At 64.7% G+C, this 19,255-nt stretch carries 20 protein-coding genes and 1 tRNA gene; 7 read left to right on the top strand and 14 right to left on the bottom strand.

Going from position 1 to position 19,255, the window contains the following annotated elements; genetic code table 11:
• Positions 1-68: 68 nt before the first annotated feature.
• The gene (locus ACQR1B_RS14445; protein ID WP_434833063.1) at positions 69-482 is read left to right on the top strand and encodes an EVE domain-containing protein; all 414 of its coding nucleotides are present in this window, start codon (positions 69-71) and stop codon (positions 480-482) included.
• On the opposite strand, the gene ACQR1B_RS14440 is transcribed toward ACQR1B_RS14445, so the two are convergent.
• The 6 genes from ACQR1B_RS14440 to ACQR1B_RS14415 all read right to left on the bottom strand — a co-directional run bounded on the left by ACQR1B_RS14440 (position 479) and on the right by ACQR1B_RS14415 (position 7,192).
• Positions 479-2,308: an SIR2 family protein gene (locus tag ACQR1B_RS14440; RefSeq protein WP_434833062.1), complete on the bottom strand. Its 1,830-nt coding sequence runs from the start codon at positions 2,306-2,308 to the stop codon at positions 479-481. The genes ACQR1B_RS14445 and ACQR1B_RS14440 overlap by 4 nt on opposite strands.
• A gap of 580 nt (positions 2,309-2,888) precedes the next feature.
• Positions 2,889-3,170 carry a hypothetical protein gene (locus ACQR1B_RS14435; protein ID WP_434833061.1) on the bottom strand — a complete coding sequence of 94 codons (282 nt, stop codon included), beginning with the start codon at positions 3,168-3,170 and terminating at the stop codon, positions 2,889-2,891.
• Positions 3,171-3,246: 76 nt separating this feature from the next.
• Complete coding sequence (locus tag ACQR1B_RS14430) at positions 3,247-4,749, bottom strand: ammonium transporter (protein WP_434833060.1); 1,503 nt, start codon at positions 4,747-4,749, stop codon at positions 3,247-3,249.
• Positions 4,750-4,788: 39 nt separating this feature from the next.
• Positions 4,789-5,127 carry a P-II family nitrogen regulator gene (locus tag ACQR1B_RS14425; RefSeq protein WP_006611147.1) on the bottom strand — a complete coding sequence of 113 codons (339 nt, stop codon included), beginning with the start codon at positions 5,125-5,127 and terminating at the stop codon, positions 4,789-4,791.
• Positions 5,128-5,458: 331 nt separating this feature from the next.
• Positions 5,459-6,769, bottom strand: coding sequence for an ammonium transporter (locus tag ACQR1B_RS14420; protein ID WP_434833059.1), 1,311 nt, complete (start codon positions 6,767-6,769; stop codon positions 5,459-5,461).
• Between the two features lie 84 nt (positions 6,770-6,853).
• Positions 6,854-7,192: a P-II family nitrogen regulator gene (locus ACQR1B_RS14415; protein WP_257167498.1), complete on the bottom strand. Its 339-nt coding sequence runs from the start codon at positions 7,190-7,192 to the stop codon at positions 6,854-6,856.
• A 207-nt stretch (positions 7,193-7,399) separates the two neighbouring features.
• On the opposite strand from ACQR1B_RS14415, the gene ACQR1B_RS14410 reads away from it, so the two are divergent.
• Positions 7,400-8,275, top strand: coding sequence for a DUF4339 domain-containing protein (locus tag ACQR1B_RS14410; protein WP_434833058.1), 876 nt, complete (start codon positions 7,400-7,402; stop codon positions 8,273-8,275).
• A 5-nt stretch (positions 8,276-8,280) separates the two neighbouring features.
• Here ACQR1B_RS14410 and tesB read toward each other — a convergent pair whose 3' ends face one another.
• A complete protein-coding gene (tesB, locus tag ACQR1B_RS14405; RefSeq protein ID WP_434833057.1) occupies positions 8,281-9,156 on the bottom strand; it encodes an acyl-CoA thioesterase II in 876 nt (291 codons plus the stop codon).
• Between the two features lie 155 nt (positions 9,157-9,311).
• Here tesB and ACQR1B_RS14400 point away from each other — a divergent pair, with 155 nt between their 5' ends.
• The gene (locus ACQR1B_RS14400) at positions 9,312-10,532 is read left to right on the top strand and encodes a ubiquinone biosynthesis hydroxylase (RefSeq protein WP_434833056.1); all 1,221 of its coding nucleotides are present in this window, start codon (positions 9,312-9,314) and stop codon (positions 10,530-10,532) included.
• 32 nt (positions 10,533-10,564) lie between these two features.
• Here the strand turns inward: ACQR1B_RS14400 and ACQR1B_RS14395 are convergent, their stop codons facing one another.
• The 3 genes from ACQR1B_RS14395 to ACQR1B_RS14385 are packed head-to-tail and all read right to left on the bottom strand — an operon-like array spanning position 10,565 to position 12,293.
• Positions 10,565-11,494 (bottom strand): alpha/beta hydrolase, encoded by a 930-nt coding sequence (locus ACQR1B_RS14395; protein WP_434833055.1) that lies wholly within the window; start codon positions 11,492-11,494, stop codon positions 10,565-10,567.
• Positions 11,495-11,497: 3 nt separating this feature from the next.
• Positions 11,498-11,695, bottom strand: a complete 198-nt coding sequence (locus ACQR1B_RS14390; protein ID WP_008963386.1) for a Trm112 family protein — start codon at positions 11,693-11,695, stop codon at positions 11,498-11,500.
• A 55-nt stretch (positions 11,696-11,750) separates the two neighbouring features.
• The gene (locus ACQR1B_RS14385; RefSeq protein ID WP_434833054.1) at positions 11,751-12,293 is read right to left on the bottom strand and encodes a TetR/AcrR family transcriptional regulator; all 543 of its coding nucleotides are present in this window, start codon (positions 12,291-12,293) and stop codon (positions 11,751-11,753) included.
• Between the two features lie 93 nt (positions 12,294-12,386).
• Here ACQR1B_RS14385 and ACQR1B_RS14380 point away from each other — a divergent pair, with 93 nt between their 5' ends.
• From ACQR1B_RS14380 to ACQR1B_RS14370, 3 genes are all read left to right on the top strand, one after another.
• Complete coding sequence (locus tag ACQR1B_RS14380; protein ID WP_434833053.1) at positions 12,387-12,737, top strand: hypothetical protein; 351 nt, start codon at positions 12,387-12,389, stop codon at positions 12,735-12,737.
• 341 nt (positions 12,738-13,078) lie between these two features.
• Positions 13,079-13,411, top strand: a complete 333-nt coding sequence (locus ACQR1B_RS14375; protein ID WP_434833052.1) for a cupredoxin domain-containing protein — start codon at positions 13,079-13,081, stop codon at positions 13,409-13,411.
• Between the two features lie 11 nt (positions 13,412-13,422).
• Entirely contained in the window at positions 13,423-14,253 is an 831-nt protein-coding gene (locus ACQR1B_RS14370) for an FTR1 family iron permease (RefSeq protein WP_434833051.1), read from the top strand.
• Here ACQR1B_RS14370 and ACQR1B_RS14365 read toward each other — a convergent pair whose 3' ends face one another.
• Positions 14,254-14,928 (bottom strand): LON peptidase substrate-binding domain-containing protein, encoded by a 675-nt coding sequence (locus ACQR1B_RS14365; RefSeq protein ID WP_434833050.1) that lies wholly within the window; start codon positions 14,926-14,928, stop codon positions 14,254-14,256. It abuts the gene before it with no gap.
• Positions 14,929-14,967: 39 nt separating this feature from the next.
• A complete protein-coding gene (gene trxA / locus ACQR1B_RS14360; protein WP_434833049.1) occupies positions 14,968-15,885 on the bottom strand; it encodes a thioredoxin in 918 nt (305 codons plus the stop codon).
• 286 nt (positions 15,886-16,171) lie between these two features.
• Between trxA and ACQR1B_RS14355 the strand changes: the two genes are divergently transcribed.
• Positions 16,172-16,246: transfer RNA gene (locus ACQR1B_RS14355), tRNA-Gly, on the top strand.
• 37 nt (positions 16,247-16,283) lie between these two features.
• Here ACQR1B_RS14355 and ACQR1B_RS14350 read toward each other — a convergent pair.
• Entirely contained in the window at positions 16,284-17,741 is a 1,458-nt protein-coding gene (locus ACQR1B_RS14350) for a caspase family protein (protein WP_434833048.1), read from the bottom strand.
• A 113-nt stretch (positions 17,742-17,854) separates the two neighbouring features.
• Entirely contained in the window at positions 17,855-19,159 is a 1,305-nt protein-coding gene (pncB, locus tag ACQR1B_RS14345; protein ID WP_434833047.1) for a nicotinate phosphoribosyltransferase, read from the bottom strand.
• Positions 19,160-19,255: the final 96 nt, after the last annotated feature.

Here is a 19,255-nt window from a genome sequence, read left to right as displayed (position 1 = left end):
TCCGCCCGCCGCGCCATGTCGTCTTTCGCATGAGACCGGCGCTGCCGTGATGCGAGGACCTTGAGCAGATGAGTTACTGGCTGGTGAAATCCGAACCCTCGGTATGGTCGTGGGACCAGCAGGTGGAGAAGGGCACGAAGGGCGAGGCATGGACCGGCGTGCGCAACTACACGGCGCGGCAAAATCTCGTCGCGATGAAGAAGGGCGAGCTCGCCTTCTACTACCATTCCAACGAGGGCAAGGCGATCGTCGGCATCGCCGAGATCATCAAGGAAGCCTATCCCGACCCGACCGACAAGACCGGCAAATTCGTCTGCGTCGACATCAAGGCGCACAAGCCCTTCAAGACCCCGGTGACGCTCGCCGCGATCAAGGCCGATCCGAAGCTCGCCGAGATGGCGCTGGTCAAGCAGTCCCGCCTGTCGGTGCAGCCGGTGACGGCCGAGGAATGGAAGCTGGTCTGCAAGATGGGCGGGGTTTAGAAGTTCGCTTTCTTCTGTTGGCGATCGATGAGTTCCCGGAACCAATGCTTTTCGCGCATCGAGCCTAAATCCGGATCTGAATTGAGATGAGCAATATCGGGCAAAGTACCGTGCTGTTCAGCATTCTCCAAAGCCCAACGACATTGCTCCTCGTCGCCTCGTAGCGCCGCCAGGCAGCCTAGATTGTATGTCTTCGATCCGTCTAGCTTTGCCGCGGCCTCTAATTTTTCTGTTGCGGCCGAAAGGAGCCGAGCGGCCTCCTCGCCCTCCGCTCGTTTGGCTTGTACCACCAGAGACGCTCCCCAATTGATCATTGGCGCAGGGCTGGCTGGCTCGATTGACAATGCTGCAGCAAAGTTCTCAGCTGCTTTAGCGAAGAGCTGAGATGCTAAATCTCCAGACGAGAGTCTGGCTCGCTGACAGAGCGACGTCCCCCAGTTCGTCAAAGCCTCATGTTTGTCAGGCTTGATTCGGAGCGCTTCTTCGAATTTTTGGCCAGCAGCTATGTATAACGGAATAGCATCTTCGTTGCTTGTGCGTTCGCCTTGACGGAAGAGAAGGAGGCCCCAGTTGTTCAAGGCTTCATGACCATTTTTCTTTATTGAAAGCGCCTCTTCATACTTATTGCCTGCTTCAGAAAGAAGCCCTGCGCGCTGGTTTCCATCAGCCATCCATGCGCGTTGTTCCAAGAGCGCGGCCCAATCGATCAGAGACCAATACGCGGCCTCCTGATCTTCATCCGAAATCATCCCGCTCTTGCGTCGAGATGCTAACAGCTCAACTGCGGCTTTAAATTCGCCTTTCATATAAAGCTCACTTACTGGACCAGCAGCGTCGCTCTCCTTTGTCTGTATTCGCCAGGTTTCCAATTTGCCGCGGAGCTCCACGAGAAAATCGACGGATGTGCCGGAACCTGCAACTGGATAAGGAGCAACTGGATTTATGCATTTAAGTAGATAGCCCGCGGGATCAAAAAAGAGGTCCGGCGGCCAGCAGCCAAGAGACTGGGCGAGTTCGATCATGAATCGATCAAAGTCAGATCCGCCAAAATAGCTGAAGTACTTCTTCTTCAGTAGCTTCAGTAGATGTCCTTCTGGCTCGTCCGAGTATCCTGCCCAGTAAAGCGGTTCGCGCCCTTCGAACTCTTCCAAAAGAGTTTGACTAATGCCATCTGCGGAGCCGCTGTACCCAATGACGATCAGAGGTGCGCTGCGCAAAGTATCGATTAGGACCGGCTGGAGTTTCTTCCTGTGAGCTTGCGTCTCTTCGTCGGTGTTTAGCAGAACAAGCCCGTAACTCTGACCATGGAGATGGACGATCGCGGGCGAAACAATCATGGCGGGATCGCTCGCGGGAGCGACCCCGAAATCGTAAACCGCAGGCTGCAATCCAATTAGACCGCAAGCATTTTCAAGTACGAGATCAAAGTTTAACGTCAAGATGCGATCTGCAAAGCCGGCGCCGATAAGCTGCGCGAGTGCGATCGTGCCCCAATTTATCTTCGCCTTCTGCAGGTATGGGCGGATTAGGTCGCGTCGTTCGTTAATCGTAAGAAGTGCCATGCAGGCGCCATACGATTCTCGCTCATGCGCACTAAGTGAGTCGCACTCAGCCTCGAATTGCGTATGGATCTTTTTAACTAAATCCTTAGCTCCCGGAATGCCCGCCGATATCGAACATCCTGCCCCGATTAGGAAATGTGCCGGATGCTGGCGTTCCTTTGCGCGTTTTAGCGTTGCGGCAATGCGAGCTATATCTTTTGACGTAAATTTCGCCATTGCTGGGCCAATTCCGCGAGCTTCAAATGTAACAAGGATATCCGACATTGCGTATCGAGAAAAGTCTCCGAAACGCTATTGTCGCTGCTGCTCCTGCTGAGCGGGGTAATTGAATGAGGATTACTTGAGCCATGGAATGGTGCAAACTTTTGCAGGGATGACCTGCCCGTCGCGTTACTTGCTCGCAGGCGATCCACATTGCGTCGTCGGGCAAATCACCCGCACATTTCCGCCCGTCCCTGCTGCCGCAAGAGGGGCGTTTCGCGACCGTCACGGATCGTTGGCAGTGGGATGCGATGGGCGTGTGTCGCTGCAGCGTGCTTGCCACGCGGACGAACAGCGGCATGCGCACGGTCAAGTCGCGCGGTCCTGACATCCCGACGCTGATGTCAAGCGGGTGCCGACGCCTCAGCGTGTCGCGCTCGTGATGGTGGCCAGCAAGCCGGCGCACCAGGGAGAACGCGAAGCAGCCGTTAAAACCGATCGCGCAGGGAGGGCCGGGTGTGTTCGGCCAGACCTGCCGCCAGCATTTTCTTCCGCTGGCGGGCCACGGGCGCGGCCAGCGCCCGGCCTTCCATGCGCCCTCTGTTTGATGAGGGCGGTGAGTTTCACGAACAACTCGGGCGCATCAGGTCGAGAGGATGAGGTCGTATGCCTTCAAGCTGCCTCTCGGAGCCAACGGGGCTGCGCCGGCCTCCGCTGTCGTCCCGGACAAGCGCGAAGCGCGCCGATCCGGGATCCATAACCACAGGGCTCGGTTGCCTTGCTCGGGACTCTCAGCGTGCCGCTTACAACGATCACGCGGTATGGGTCCCGGCGTACGACGGGACGACGCTGGTGGCGTGCGCGCGCTCGGCCTTCCCGTCCACCCAAAAAGAAAGGGGCCCCAGCTTGCGCTGGAGCCCCTCAACGGTCAGGGCATTGCCGGGTATTTGCCCGAACCGAAGTTGCGGACCTGGCCCGGTAGGGCCAAGTCCCGGGAGAACTCAGTAGTTGTAGGCGCGCTCGCCGTGGTCGGTGATGTCGAGACCTTCGCGCTCCTGCTCGACGGTCGGACGCAGGCCGATGATCACGTCGACGACCTTGTAGAGGATCGCCGAGCCGACGCCCGACCACACCAGCGTGGCGACGACAGCCTTGATCTGCGCCAGCATCTGCGTGGCGAAGTCATAGGTGCCGGCGTTGTTGCCGGTGATGTTGGTGTAGTCGGTGATGCCGACGCCGCCGAGCGCGGGGTTGACCAGGATGCCGGTGCCGAGCGCGCCGATGATGCCGCCGATGCAGTGCACGCCGAACACGTCGAGCGCGTCGTCATAGCCGAGCGCGTTCTTCACGGTGGAGACGAAGAACAGGCAGACCGGAGAGACGATCAGGCCGAGCACCAGCGCGCCGATCGGGCCGGCGAGGCCGGAGGCCGGGGTGACGGCGACGAGACCGGCGACCGCACCCGAGCAGATGCCGAGCAGCGAAGGCTTGCCCTTGACGGCCCATTCGCACAGCAGCCAGGACAGCGCCGCACCCGCGGTGGCGACCATGGTGTTGACGAAGGCCAGCGCGGTGACACCGTTCGACTCCAGGTTCGAGCCGGCATTGAAGCCGAACCAGCCGACCCACAGCAGCGCAGCGCCGATCATGGTCATGGTCAGCGAGTGCGGAGCCATCAGCTCCTTGCCGTAGCCGGTGCGCTTGCCGATCAGAACTGCGCCCACCAGGCCGGCGATGCCGGCGTTGATGTGCACGACGGTGCCGCCCGCGAAGTCGAGAGCGCCCGCGCCGGCGAGCCAGCCGACAGCGCCGGTGACTTCGTCGAGCTTGGTCTGGGCGGCGGTCTTGGCAGCAGCGTCGCCGGCGGCGGCGAGAGCCTTGGCAGCGGCAGCGACGTCATCGGGAGCTGCGATATACCAGACCCAATGCGCGATCGGGAAGTAGACGAAGGTGACCCAGAGCAGCACGAACAGCATCACCGCCGAGAACTTGATGCGTTCGGCGAAGGCGCCGACGATCAGGGCCGGGGTGATCATCGCGAAGGTCATCTGGAACACGAAGTAGGCGAGTTCCGGGATCACGACGCCGTTGGAGAAGGTGGCCGCCGTCGAGTTGGCGTCGACGCCGTGCAGGAAGGCCTTGGAGAAGCCGCCGATCCACGAGGTCATGCTGCCGCCGTCGGTGAAGGCGAGCGAGTAGCCGTACAGCGTCCAGACCACGCCGACCATGGCGACGATCGCGAACACCTGGGTCAGGACCGACGCCATGTTCTTGGTACGGACGAGGCCGCCATAGAACAGCGCGAGGCCGGGGACGGACATCATCAGGACGAGCGCGCTGGAGATCAGCATCCAGGCGACGTCGCCCTTGTTGGGAACGGGGGCGGCTGCTGCGGCGGCGGCAGGCGCGTCTTCAGCGAACGCCACATCGGCGAGGCCTGCGACGCAGAGCCCTGCAACTGCGAGCGTAACCCATCCCGCGCTGGTTGGACGCTTGAACGTCATTTTCTTATACTCCGTAAGTGTTCTGGTTTGAGCGCGAAATCAAAGGGCCGCAGCGTCCGCTTCGCCGGTGCGGATCCGCACGGCGTGGTCGAGGCTGATGACGAAAATCTTGCCGTCGCCGATCTGGCCGGTCTTGGCGGCCGAAGAGATGGCATCGATGGTCTTGTCGACCTGGTCGGAGGGGATCGCGACCTCGATCTTGATCTTGGGCAGGAAGCTCACCGCATATTCGGCGCCGCGATAGATCTCCGTATGTCCTTTCTGACGGCCGTATCCCTTCACTTCGGTCACCGTGAGACCATGAACGCCGATGGCGGTCAGGGCGTCCCGGACTTCTTCGAGCTTGAATGGCTTAATGATCGCCATAACAATTTTCATGGGTCCTATCCCCGCTTGGGCCCGGCACGGACGTTACCGAGCGCTTCCTGTCGACTGAGGTTCACCACGCGGAGAAAGCTTCACGACGCGGGCACAGCCGGGGGTGTAGAATCAAATGCCGTGCCAGACGGCTGGTCAGGGCTAACAAGCCGTGAACGCTGACCTTTTCAGCGTTCAGGGGGGATGTCTGCGCCTGCGCTATTCCGTCGCGCTCAAGAAATGGGCAGACGCGCGCAAAAACTGCGCATGTCAGGCCCAAGACACAATACTGCTCACTGAGCGGGCAGAATCCGGCGGCTGGGAACGGGTCAAATGGCGCCAAATCCTGCAACTATTGCAGCGCTTCGCCATGCTGGGAAATGTCGAGGCCCTCCAGCTCGTGCTCGCGGGAGACCCGCAGCGGCACGAAGGCGCTGACCAGCCTCAACAGCCCCCAGGTCACGCCGCCGGACCAGGCCAGGGTGACGGCGACGCCGTAGAGCTGGGCCGCGAGCTGCTTCGGGTTGCCCTCGATCAGCCCGGCGGTGCCGCCGATTGCGGCGGTCGCGAACACCCCGGCCAGCACGGTGCCGGTCAGGCCGCCGATACCGTGCACGCCGAACACGTCGAGCGAGTCGTCGTAATTGAAGCGGTGCTTCAGCGAGGTGCAGGCCCAGTAGCAGATGATACCGGCGGTGGCGCCGATGACGAGGCCGTGCCAGGGCGCGACGAAGCCGGAGGCGGGCGTGATGGTGCCGAGGCCGGCGACCGCGCCCGAGATCATGCCGAGCACCGACGGTTTGCGGCGGGTCGACCATTCCAGCGCGCCCCAGGTCACCGCGCCGGCGCACGCGGCGAGATGCGTGGTCAGGATCGCCATCACCGCATGCGCATTGGCCGCGAGCGCCGAGCCGCCATTGAAGCCGAACCAGCCGACCCACAGCAGGCCGGTGCCGACCACCGCGAGCGACAGGTCGAACGGCGAGAGGTTCTCGCTGCCATAGCCCTGGCGGCGTCCCATCACCAGCGCCGCGACCAGCCCGCCGGTGCCGGCGGACAGATGCACCACGAGACCGCCGGCGAAATCGACCACGCCGGCCTGGGCGAGGAAGCCGCCGCCCCAGATCCAATGCGCCAGCGGCACGTAGACGAAGACGAACCAGGCGACGCCGAACAGCAGATATGCCGAGAACCGCATGCGATCGGCGACCGAGCCCGCCACCAGCGCCACCGTGATGATCGCGAACGTCATCTGGTACAGCATGAACAGCGCCTCCGGGATGGTCTTGGCGCCGGGATGGACGCTGTCCATGCCCATGCCGGCCAGGAAGGCGCGATCCAGCGAGCCGATCCAGCTGCCGTCGCCGACGAAGGCCAGCGAATAGCCGAACGCGACCCACAGGATCGAGATCAGCATCACCGCGGCGAGGCTCTGCGCCATCGTCGCCAGCACGTTCTTCTTGCGCACCATGCCCGAGTAGAACAGCGCCAGGCCTGGGATGGTCATCATCAGCACCAGCGCGGTGGCGACGATCATCCAGGCGGTGTCGGCCGGTTCGATCGTCGACGCCGCTGCGGCCCGTGCCGGCATGATGAAGGTTACGCCGCCTGCTGCAGCAAGTGCTGCAGACGCGCGCAGGCAACGAGACGCAAAGGTCCCCATGACAGTCCCCCCGGCATGTCGGTTCAGATCAGGAATGTCGGTCCGGCCGCGCCGTTGCGGCGGACGTCCGGCGACCGCGGCGGCCTACAGCGCGTCGCTGTCGGTCTCGCCGGTGCGGATGCGGCGGGCGTGATCGATCGGCGTCACGAAGATCTTGCCGTCGCCGATCTGGCCGGTGCGCGCATGCGTCGTGATCACCTCGACCGCCTTCTCGGCGATGTCGGAATTGACCGCGATCTCGATGCGCAGCTTGGGCAGGAAGTTCACGATGTATTCGGCGCCGCGATAGATCTCGGTGTGGCCCTTCTGGCGGCCGTAGCCCTTGACCTCGGTGACGGTCATGCCGTGGACGCCGATCGCGGTGAGGGCCTGGCGCACCTCGTCGAGCTTGAAGGGTTTGATGATCGCGACGACGAGCTTCATGGCGGGCCTTGGGTTTCCTCGGATCGGGGGCAGCCTGTTTCGGAGGCAGGCGTGGCGTGGCCGTTTTGGCCTGTTCATAGGCAGATGGCACAAATTCAGCGCAGCGTTAAGCGAAAACGTCAGGGGTGACGGATATCACTGAACGGAAGCCGACATGGCCCGACAGAAAGAAGACGTTTCCCCGCCTCCTCCATTCAAGGACCGCCCATGTCGAATCGTTCCTGGTATTATGCAGCCCAAGGCCAGCAGCAGGGGCCAATATCCGAGGATGAGCTGCGCGACCTGGTCGCGCGGGGCGTCGTGACCGCCGAGACGCTGCTCTGGAGCGACGGCATGGCCGGCTGGGAGAAGGCCGGGGGCATTCCCGGGCTGCTGTCGGACGTGCCCGGCACGTCGCCTTCCGTCCCGCCTGCCTTCGACGCCGGCGGCCCGGCTCCGTCAGGCGCGCTGTCGGTCAAGCTCGACACCTGGCCCTATCTCGGCTGGACATTGCTGTATGTCGTCGGTCAGTTCCTCATCGTCATCACGCCTTGGACCGCGGTCTATCTCTACCGCTACGTGATCGAGCGGGTCAGGGTGCCCGGCCGGCCCAACCTCAGCTTCATCGGCCAGCCGCTGGACGTCTGGTACGTCTTCGTCGGCATGGGTGTGCTGACCTATGTCGGCATGAGCGATCAGCCGATCATCAAGCTCGCAGCCGTGGTTGCTCAAGCTTTCCTGGGCTGGATGATCATGCGCTGGGTATTGAGCCGGATCGCATCGAATGGCGAGCCGCTGCCGATCCGCTTCGAGGGCAGCCCGGTCGTCTATTTCGGGTGGTACCTGCTGCTGATCGTGTCGGTCGTCACCATCATCGGCTGGGCCTGGGTGACGACGGCCTGGATGCGCTGGATCTGCCGCAACATCCAGGGCACGCGGCGCGAAGTGGTGTTCAACGGCACGGGCCTGCAGGTGCTGTGGCGCACCTTGCTGTTCGTGTTGGGCTGCTCGGTGATCATTCCGATCCCGTGGCTGCTGCGCTGGTACAGCGCCTGGTACGTCTCGCAGTTCGCGCTGGTGCCGCGTGGCTCGCAACCGATGTGATGCCGCTACGCCCAGCGCTCGCGGATCGAGCCCTCCTGGGCGACCGAGGCGACCAGCGTGCCGTCGGTCGTGAAGATCGAGCCGCGGGTCAGCCCGCGGCCGCCCTGCGCGCTCGGCGAATCCTGCGCATAGAGCAGCCATTCGTCGGCGCGGAACGGCCGGTGAAACCACATCGCATGGTCGAGCGAGGCCGGCATCATGCGCTTGTCGAACAGGGTGCGGCCGTAGCGCGCCATCGCCGCATCGAGCAGCGAAAAGTCCGAGGCATAGGCCAGCGCGCACAAATGCAGCGTTGGATCGTCGGGCAGCTTGGCCGCCGTCCTGATCCAGACGTGGATGCGGCCATCCTCGATCTTCTGGCCGAAATAGCGGCTGAGTTCGACCGGACGCAGCTCGATCGGCCGGTCGGATTCGTAGTAGCGGCGGATGAAATCCGGCATCCGCTGGAAGACCTCCTGGAACATCGGCTGCTTGGATATCTCCTCGGCCGTCAGCTTCTCCGGCGGCGGAACGTCCGGCATCCTGTCCTGATGGTTGAATGCGCTGTCCTCGTCAGAGTGGAACGAGACCATGATGGAGAAGATCGCATTGCCGTGCTGGATCGCGGTGACGCGCCGCGTCGCATAGCTCCTGCCATCGCGCAGCCGCTCGACCTCGTAGATGATCGGCACCTGCGGATCGCCCGGCAGGATGAAATAGCAATGCAGCGAGTGCGGCTGCCGGCCTTCGACGGTGCGGCAGGCCGCCATCATCGCCTGGCCGATCACCTGGCCGCCGAACACGCGCTGCCAGCTCGTCTTCGGGCTGTTGCCGCGGAACAGGTTCACCTCGATCGGCTCGAGGTCGAGGATCGAGATCAGGTCGATCAGTCCCTTGGACATGGCGTCGTGCTTTCGCTGGCTCGGCCGTCCGCTCCGGTCCCGTTCCGGCGGGATCAGGCATCCCGAAATGACGGTCCGGGAGGGCAGACCTTGTTTCACGCTCCTGTTTCGCCCAGCTATACTCCACCCGCAAGAGTAACCGTGAGCAGGGCGGCATGACGACACAGCGAAGCATTGTCATTTGTGGCGGGGCCTTTGCCGGCCTGGCGCTGGCGCTCGCGCTCCGGCAGGGGCTGGGACCCGACGTGCCAGTGATCGTGGCGGACCCGGCGCTGGCCAACCGGCCGAGCCGCGATCCGCGCGCCAGCGCCATCGTCGCCGCCTGCCGCAAGCTGTTCGACGCGATCGGGGTCTGGGCCGACGTCGCGCCCGAGGCGCAGCCGATCCTCGACATGGTCATCACCGATTCCAAGGTCGAGGACGCCACCCGCCCGGCGTTCCTGACCTTCGCCGGGCAGGTCGAGGCCGGCGAGCCGTTCGCGCACATGGTCGAGAACCGGCATCTGATCGACGCGCTGGTCCGGCATGCCGAGGCTGCCGGCGTCGAACTCAAGGCAACGGCGGTGACCGGGTTCGAAACGCGCGGCGACAGCGTCGCGGTGACGCTGGGCGACGGCAGCCAGTGCGAGGCGAGCCTGCTGGTGGCGGCCGACGGCGCCCGCTCGAAGCTGCGCGAGCGTGCCGGCATCCAGACCCATGGCTGGGACTACGACCAATCGGGAATCGTGGTGACCGTCGGTCACGAGCGCGATCATGGCGGCCGCGCCGAGGAGCATTTCCTGCCGCCCGGACCGTTCGCGATGCTGCCGCTGACCGGCAACCGCTCGTCGCTGGTGTGGACCGAGCGGCGCAAGGACGCGCAGCGTCTGGTGGCGCTCAGCGCGGACGAATTCCTTGCCGAGCTGGAGAAGCGCGCCGGCCTGCATCTCGGCGAGTTGAAAGTGCTCGACCAGCCACGCGCGTTTCCGCTGTCCTATTTCGTCGCCCGCTCCTTCATCGCGCCGCGGCTGGCGCTGGTCGGCGACGCCGCCCACGTGATCCATCCGATCGCGGGGCAGGGCCTCAACATGGGGCTGAAGGACGTCGCCGCGCTGGCCCAGGTGGTGGTCGACGCCGCCCGGATGGGGATCGATCCCGGGCAGATCGACGTCTTGGAGAGCTATCAGCGCTGGCGCCGGTTCGACACCATGGCGATGGGCGTCGCCACCAACTCGCTGAACTTCCTGTTCTCCAACAAATCGACCTTGCTGCGCGCCGTGCGCGACATCGGCCTCGGCCTCGTCGATCGCGCGCCGCTTTTGAAGGAGCTGTTCATCAAGCAGGCCGCGGGCCTCACGGGCGAGATGCCGCGGCTGCTGAAGGGCGAGGCGCTGTAGAGCTCCGAAAAGTTGGTGCTCGAACCAAGAGCTCAGCGTGGCCCTGCGGCCGCGATGAAGCCGGCGACGGCGTCGACCATGTCCGGGTCGAGCGGGCGGTCGGGGTCGTTGTAGGACGACAGGTTCTCGTCCTCGTTGGCGACGTCGACCAGCACGTGGTTCATCTCCGGCAGCCATAGCGACTTGGCGGCCGGCGCTGCGGCGGCAAGCGCCACCATGTCGAGCCGCGCGATTTGCGAATCGCGGGCGCCGCCGACGATCAGGATCGGGATCGTAATCTGCTTGAGCGGATCGATCGGGTCCTCGGCGAAGGCAGAGGCCATGGCGGGCTGCAGCGCCGGCGGAAGCCGCAAGCCGTCTGGCAGCGGATCGACGATCTGCCCGGCCATGATGGTGTCGATCGCCTTGACGATCGGCTGCAGCTTGTCCGGCGGCAGCTGCTTCTCGAGCTGCGCCTTCAAGAGGTCCCCCTGCCGCCGTGCCGAAGCCGCGAGCAGCACGAGGCGGTCCACCGGTGTGCGGCGGGCGGTGAGGATGGCGACGAGGCCGCCTTCGCTGTGGCCGACCAGAACGATGCGGGCGAACTTGCCGCGCAGGAAGTCGACCAGGGAGGTCGCGTCGCCGACATAGTCCTTGAAGCGGAAGTCCTCCGGCTTGCCGAACTCCGCCTTCCAGCCGCGCGCGCCGCGCTTGTCATAGCGCAGCGTGGCAATGCCCCGGGCCGCCAGCTGTTCGGCCAGCTTCTTCAGGGTTGCCGGTTTGAGCTGCGGCCCATTGCCATCCCGGTCCGTCGATCCGGAGCCGGCGATCAACAGCGCCACCGGCGGCCGTTCGACGCCCGCGGGTGTCGTCAGGACGGCGTCGATTGGACCGACGCGGATGGCGCTCTCCTCGGCCGAGGCCGCCGAGGTGAGGGCGGCGAGCGCCAGAGCGGCGGCGCAATGGATGGCGACGGAGCGCATGGGTCAGTCGATCTTTCGCGCTTCCTCGGGCAGCATGATCGGGATGCCGTCGCGGATCGGATAAGCGAGCCTGGCGGAGCGCGAGACCAGCTCCTGTTTCGCTGCATCGTACTCCAGCGGGCCCTTGGTCATCGGGCACACCAGAATTTCGAGCAGCTTCGGATCGACGGAATTGGCGGGGCGTTCGAGCGGGGCGTTCATGGCGAGGTTCTCCGGCGGCGCCTCTCTAGCATATCGGCCCGACCGTTGTCGTGCTTCAAGGCTTGTGCAGGGCGATCCGGATCAGCTCGTCGATGACCGCGTCCAACTGCGCCGCCGGCAGCGGCCGATCCGACAGTGCGTGGCCGAGAAACGCCCAGTAGAGAACCTGCGCCCGCGCTTGCGCGGCCGCCGGCGCCAGGCCCTCGGCCGCGAGCAGGCTCTCGACATAGCCGAGCCGCCGCTTGTCGATCGCCTGGACGGCTTGCCGTGCGACGGCGTCGGACGTGGCCCAGCTACGGACGGCCCGCTCCAGGGTCAGCCGGACCGAGAATGTGCGGCGCAGCAGCACGGCGATGACGGGCTCGGCGTCTGCGCTCGCCTCGACGCGCGTGATGATCTGCTCGGCTGCAATCTCCCGCCAATGCTTCAGCAGCGCGGCATGAAACGCCGCGACGTCTTCGAAGTGCCAGTAGAAGCTGCCGCGCGACACGCCCATGACCTTGGCCATCGGTTCGGCCTTGAGCGCCGTGAAGCCTCTGCTGGCCAGCACCTTGAGGCCCTGGTCCAGCCAGTCCGTCGCCGAGAGCTGCTCGTTCATGTCGTGTGTCCCTCTGCGGCACCATACACAAATGTATTGACGGCCGCCAGCGCCGGGGACATGATCCATACATAACTGTATGGAGCGATTATCATGCGAGATGTCCTGTTGCAGGCCGCGGGGCTCGCCGCGATTGTAGCTGCGCTGATCCATGGCGTCGTCGGAGAGACCGTCGTGTTCGCGCGCGCCACCATTTCGCCGGAGCGGTTGCGCACGCTGCTCCGTCTGGTGTGGCAGGCCGGGACGGTGGCCTGGATCGGCTGCGGTGCCTTGCTGATCGCGGCGCCGTGGATGGGCTCCGAGCCGGCGCGGCACTGGACGGTGATCACGGTGATCGTCGTGTTTGGCTTCGCGGCGTGTGCCAATGCGCTGGCGACACGCGCGCGCCATTTCGGCTGGGTCATGCTCGCCGGCGTCGTCGTTCTCGCAGCCGCAGGCTACTGATCCCCGCCAAGCCCTTGCCGCAGGTTCGCTGCGGGGCTGCTATCAATTCGCCAGACTTTGTCCCCAAACAGCAATGCGCGGCGAGGATAGGGCGAGCCGACGAACTTCATAACCAAAGCGTGCCATGGAGCCACCGGTGGTCAAGTGTCCGCCACTGCCGCGACACATTCGCCAAGAATGGTTCCAACTTAGAAGGAGTCTCTTTGCAGACCCGGCGGCGGGCCGACTAGCTGTTCGTCGTCGCGAACGGGTACTTCGCCATCGCTCTCGATGCGACCGGGTGCCAGTTCTCCGATTTGTTTGTCGTGATACGAGGGGACTGATCGTTGTTGGGCGACGTGGTGCGGAAGTTGATCGTGGTGGTGGGAAGCGCCGGCGTGCTGCTGGCCCCGCTGCAGGTGCGGGCCGAGAAACCGAATGAGATCTGCCTCACTTATGCGAACGGGCAGTTCGAGCCGAGGGAGCCGACGGTGCCGGCCGACTCGCCGCTGACGATCCGCGTCAAGAACATGGAAGCCAAGGCGATGGAATTCGAGAGCGAGACGCTCAAGATCGAAAAGGTCGTGGCAGCCAATAGTGAGGCCGTTCTCAATGTCCGTGCGGTGAAGTCGGGACGCTACGAGTTCCACAACGACTTCAACGAAAAGGCACGGGGCTTCATCAACGTTCAGTAGGACGTCGTGCCATGCTCGCTGCTCTCATCATCGTCTTTCGTGAAGTCTTCGAGGCCGGCCTGATCGTCGGCATCGTGCTCGCGGTCACCAGCGCGGTGCCGTACCGGCTGCGGTGGATCGGCGGCGGCCTGTTTGCCGGCCTTGCCGGGGCCTGCGTCGTCGCCGCCTTTGCGGGCGCGCTGACGCAGATGTTCGAGGGCATGGGGCAGGAGCTGTTCAACGCGGCCATTCTCGCAACCGCCGTGGTCATGCTGACCTGGCACAATGTATGGATGGCCCGGCACGGCCGGGAGATGGCCAGTGAGCTGCGAACGATGGGACGGGCGGTGGCCGATGGAGCCAAGCCGCTCGCCGCGCTGGCGACGGTGATCGCGATCGCGGTGCTGCGCGAGGGCAGTGAGGTGGCGTTGTTCCTCTACGGCGTCGCCGCCTCCGGCGACGGTTCGGGGGGCGCGCTGCTGGGCGGCGGCATCCTCGGCCTGCTGCTCGGCGTCGCGGTCGGTCTCGCCACCTATTTCGGGCTGATGCGGATTCCGCCGCGGGCCTTGTTCAAGACAACCACCGTGCTGATCACGCTGCTGTCGGCTGGAATGGCGGCCCAGGCGGTGTTCTTCCTCGCGCGCGCCAACTGGCTGACATCGCTCGACCGCGTGGTCTGGGATTCGAGCGCGGTGCTGCCCGAGGCCGGGTTGGCAGGCCGAACGCTCAAGGCCCTGATCGGCTACACCGACCAGCCGACTGCGATGCAGCTCATGGTCTATGTCGGGGTCATCCTGGCGACGATCGGACTGATGCGCCTCACGGCAACGCCGTCGGCGCCGCGCATCGCCGCCGCCGAATGATCATTGCAGCGGCGGATCGCCCGAGGTCCGCTTCTTGGCGAGATCCATCTCGGTGACGGCGACCAGGATTTCCGCCCGCGTCTTCAGATCGGGCGCTTCAAGCATCGCCTGCTTTTCCGCCGGCCCGTAGGGCGACATCATCGCCAGCGCGTTGACCAGCGCCTCGTTGGGGGCGGCCTCGATGCCCGCCCAGTCGACCTTGAGATTGTTGGCCTTGAGGAAATCGGTGAGCACCGCGAGCAGTGCGTCGCGGTCGACCGCATTCTCGCCCTTGCGCGCCGTGAAGTCGTCGATGAACGGGAAGTAGTCGACCTTGCATTGCCGATAGGGCGTCAGCACCGTCAATTCCTCGACCACCTGGAAGCGCGATACGCCGGTGAGTTCGAGGATGTAACGGCCGTCGCCGGACTCCGCCAATTGGGTGATCCGGCCGACGCAGCCGACCTTGAACAGGACCGGCCGCTCTTCGCTCGACGAATGCGTGACGTCGGGCTGGATCATGCCGATCAGCCGATGGCCGTCGCGGAACGTGTCGTCGACCATCGCGAGATAGCGCGGCTCGAAGATGTTGAGCGGCATTTGGCCGCGCGGCAGCAGCAGCGCGCCGGCCAGCGGAAACACCGGGACGATCTCCGGCAGCTCGGCAGGACCACGATATTCGGCATTGATCGGCATGCGATACCTCGTGTCCGCTGAGGCCTGCGCCTCGCTCGGTTACGAAAACAGGATCGTCGACAGTCGCTTGCGGCCTTCGATGGTGGCTTCGTCGGCGCCGCCCCAGGCTTCGAAGAACTGCACGAGCTGCTTGCGCGCGCCGTCCTCGTTCCACTTGCGGTCACGCTTGACGATCTCGAGCAATTGGTCGGTGGCTTCCTTGCGCTTGGCCGCGGCGTTGAGCGCGATCGCCAGATCGAAACGCGCCTGATGGTCGAGCGGATTGGCGGCGACCTTCTGTTCGAGCTCGCCGACCGGTCCGAGCGACTGCGCCTGCTCGGCCAGATCGATCGCGGCCTGCACCGCCGTGACGGCCGAATCGTTGCGTTTGGCTTCGGGGATCTGGGCCAGCGTCTCGCGGGCCTGCTCGATCGCGCCGGTTTCGACATAGCATTTGGCAAGGCCCGCCAGAGCGGGAATGTTGGCGGGGTCGATCGACAGCACCTCGGCATAGATCTGTGCCGCGCCGGCTGCATCGCCCTCCGCCAGCACCGCCTCGGCTTCCTTGAGGATCTCGGCGATGTCGGGTTCGCCGACGCCGGGAACTCCCTTCGTCAGCTTTTCGATGAAGGCGCTGACCTGGCTTTCGGGCACGGCGCCCATGAAACCGTCCGCCGGCCGTCCGCCGACGAAGGCGATCACGGCCGGAATCGATTGGATGCCCATCTGGCCCGGAATCGCCGGATGCTCGTCGATGTTCATCTTGACCAGCTTGACCTTGCCCTTGGCCGACTTGACGGCTTTTTCCAGGATCGGGGTCAGCTGCTTGCAAGGGCCGCACCACGGGGCCCAGAAGTCGATCAAGACCGGCTGACGCTTCGATTCCTCGATGACGTCCTTCACGAAGCTCTGGGTCGTGGTGTCCTTGATCAGATCCGGCACCTGTGGCGCCGCTCCGCCCTGCTCAACAATGGTCACGGGGTCCCTCGTCCGAATAAGCTGGATGAACGGCGCGCCTGGAACCGGCCGCCGCCGCGCTTCAATACACGGGTTCCATCTCTTTAAGTGGCAGCCGCCGGGGAAATTTCAATCCGTTCAGACAGGAGCCCGCCGGCTGGCCGATCCGGACCGATTTGACCGGGCCGACACCCAAAATTGAAGCGCGTCACGGTGCGAAACCTGTCGCAGACCTGTTGCATTCGTCCGCGGCATTTGGCATAGGTCTGCCCGTCGCTGGCGGCCACGCCGTCCAGTCGTCACGGATGCGGGTGTAGCTCAGTGGTAGAGCACGACCTTGCCAAGGTCGGGGTCGAGGGTTCGAACCCCTTCGCCCGCTCCAAAATCTCCGCTCCGCCACCCTTCGCTCGGTCGCCAGATCATTTTCCAGCCTTGGGCTTGTCCCAGGCCGCGAACGCGTCGGCAAATGCCCTGTCTCCGCTCGGTCCCTTGGCAATCGCCAGGATTCCTCTGCGCTGGTTGGTGTAGACCACCGGAATATCGAACCATTCGCGAGACGCGAGCAGTTGCTCGTTTCGCTCGCGGTCCGTCTCGACATTCGAGAGTCCGACCAGGAACGAACCCTCCGTCACCTTGACCGAAAGCCCCGCGAGCGGCGCGCCGCGCGCCTTCTCTTCGCCCTTCATCAGGATGCCGGGGACGCTGTTGACGCCGCCACCGGCGAAATCCGCCGCAGGCTTGAACGTCAGCTCGGCAACATGGCTGGCCGGCAAGGCGGGATCGTCGTTGCGGCGCAACTGCAGGCTCACCTTCAGCTTGCGATCGGGAATGTCGATGTCGGCGCGAATCACGCGCGCCGGCAGACCGGACTTCGCGTCCTTGATCGTCTCGGCCCGCCAGGTCACCGAGCCCGAATAGCGCCGGCCGTTCGGATCGGCTGGATCCTCGTCATAGAGCACCGCAAGCCCGGGCGTCCGCCCGTCCTGTGCCGTGCTCTCGGTCGGCTGCGCCGGCGTCGTGGCCGTCGCAGCGCTGCTCCGGCTCGCGACCGGAGGCGCGGGCTTCGACGGCGCAGCGCTCGGCTCGGTGCCACCATCGATCATCGTCAGCATGACGAAGGGCTGCTGAGCCGCCTTGGTGAGGCGATCGACCGCCAGATCGGTTTGATTGAAGACCTCGATGAGGCGGCGGTCCTGCTGCTGGAGAGCCCGTGCGAGCGCGGTGGCGAACACGCCGTGACCGTCCGCTCCGCGCTGCCCGACCGTCCCGGGCTGCGCGGAAAAGGCCATCACGGTGCGCGCGGGCACGCCCGACGGCGCGAGGCCGGCAGCGAGACCCGCAATGCCGCGCGCCTGAAACGGATTGGACCGGAAGGCGTCGAGAATCACCACGTTCTGCCGGCTGCCCGATCTCTCCAGCTCGCGCAGGACCGCATTCAGGTCGCGCAGCTCGGCCGCAAGGTCGGCTGCCGTCGTCGGCGCAGCGTCGACCGGCACCAGGTAGTTGGTGCCGTTTAGATTGAGCCCGTAGCCGGCGTAGTAGATCAGGGCAACGTCGGCATCGGCGATCCGGCCCTTGAATTCTGCAAGTGCGCGGTCGAAGCCCTGTTTGCCGAGGTCGATCTGCGCGGCGCCGCCGCTCAAGGTGAAGCCGAGGCGGGTCAGCGTCTCGGCCAGCAGGCGGGCATCGGCCGCGGGCTCGTCGAGCAGCGGCGCGCGCTCGTGGATCGAATTGCCGATCACCAGCGCCACGCGCTTGTCGGCCGCCGCGGGTCCCGTGACGGCCAGGATGGTGATGACGGCGAGAATGGTTGCGGACAACAGCTGCCCGACTTTGAATCCGACCTGGGTCCCGACGAGGGCACTCACCCGACGCATGCCGACGATCTCCTGCCACACGGTTTGCACGTTCGCGCGATGATTTTACCGCAATACGAACAAAACCGGAACAAGAATCATGGCCGGGACGCCAGGAATTTTTCGGTCGCCGTTCAGACCACCACCGGCGTCCGCACCCGGCCGGCATCGCCGAACACCCGCAGATAGCGGGCGATCTCGGCCGGGTCGCCGGTCGCCTTCTCCGGATTGTCGGACAGCTTCACCGCGGGATGGCCGTCCACCGACGTCACCTTGCAGACCAGCGAGATGGGGTCGAGATCGACCGAGCCGTCCGGCGAGCAGCCGACGAAATCGTTGGTGAGGTTGGTGCCCCAGCCGAACGACAGCCGCACCTGGTCGGCGAAGCGGTGGTGGATCTGCTCGATCGAGTCGACATCCATGGCGTCGGAGAACACCAGCAGCTTCTGCCTGGGATCTCGCCCCTTCGATTTCCACCAGGCGATGATTTCCTCGCCGGCCTGGATCGGCGGCGCGCTGTCGGGGCGGAAGCCGGTCCAGTCGGCGACCCAGTCCGGCGCATCGCGCAGGAACGCCTTGGTGCCGAACGCATCGGGTAGGGCGATCAGCAGATTGCCGGCATAGGTCTGCCGCCACTGGTCGAGGATGCGATAGGGCGCGACGCGCAGCTCCTCGTCATCCTTGGCGAGGGCGGCCGCGACCATCGGCAGTTCATGGGCATTGGTGCCGATGGCTTCGAGATCATTGTCCATCGCCAGCAGCACGTTCGAGGTGCCGGTGAACGAGGAGCCCAGGCCTTCCTTGACGGCCTCGACGCACCAGCGCTGCCACAGGAAGCCGTGGCGGCGGCGGGTGCCGAAATCCGACAGCCGCAGCCCCTCGAGCTTGCGCAGCCGCTCGACCTTGGCCCACAGCTTGGCCTTGGCGCGGGCGAACAGCACGTCGAGCGCGAACCGGCCCTGGCCCTTCATGGCCTGACGCGAGCGCAGCTCGTTGACGATGGCGAGCGCCGGGATCTCCCACATCGTGGTGTGGGTCCAGGGCCCGTGAAAATGCAGCTCGTACTGGCCGTCGGCCTTGTGCAGCTCGTAGTCCGGCAGGCGGAAGTTGGCGAGCCAGGCGATGAACTCCGGCGAGAACATGTGGGTCTTGCCGTAGAAGGTGTTGCCGGCCAGCCAGATCAGCTCCTTCTTGGCAAAGCGGATGGTACGGGCATGATCGAGCTGGGCGCGCAATTCGCCTTCGTCGATGACATCGCCGAGCCGCACCCGCCGGGTGCGGTTGATGACCGAAAAGGTCACGTTCCGATCCGGGTAAAACTCCCGAATCATCTGCAGCATCAAGAGTTTATAGAAGTCGGTATCGAGCAGGCTGCGCACGATCGGATCGAGGCGCCAGCCGTGATTATAGGTTCTGCTCGCGATGTCTGTAACGGTCATGCGACGGTTTTACAGCGCTGGCTGGAAACCCGCCACTGGGCTTTGGCGCAGATGGGGTTGCGGCCCGCAGCGGTGTCCGTTCGCGACGACCGCAAG

The sequence above is a fragment of the Bradyrhizobium oligotrophicum genome (assembly GCF_051168495.1).
Classification (GTDB): Bacteria; Pseudomonadota; Alphaproteobacteria; order Rhizobiales; family Xanthobacteraceae; genus Bradyrhizobium; species Bradyrhizobium oligotrophicum_A.
Note: the sequence above shows the minus strand (reverse complement) of the source record. Positions and strands in the feature narration are given on the sequence as shown.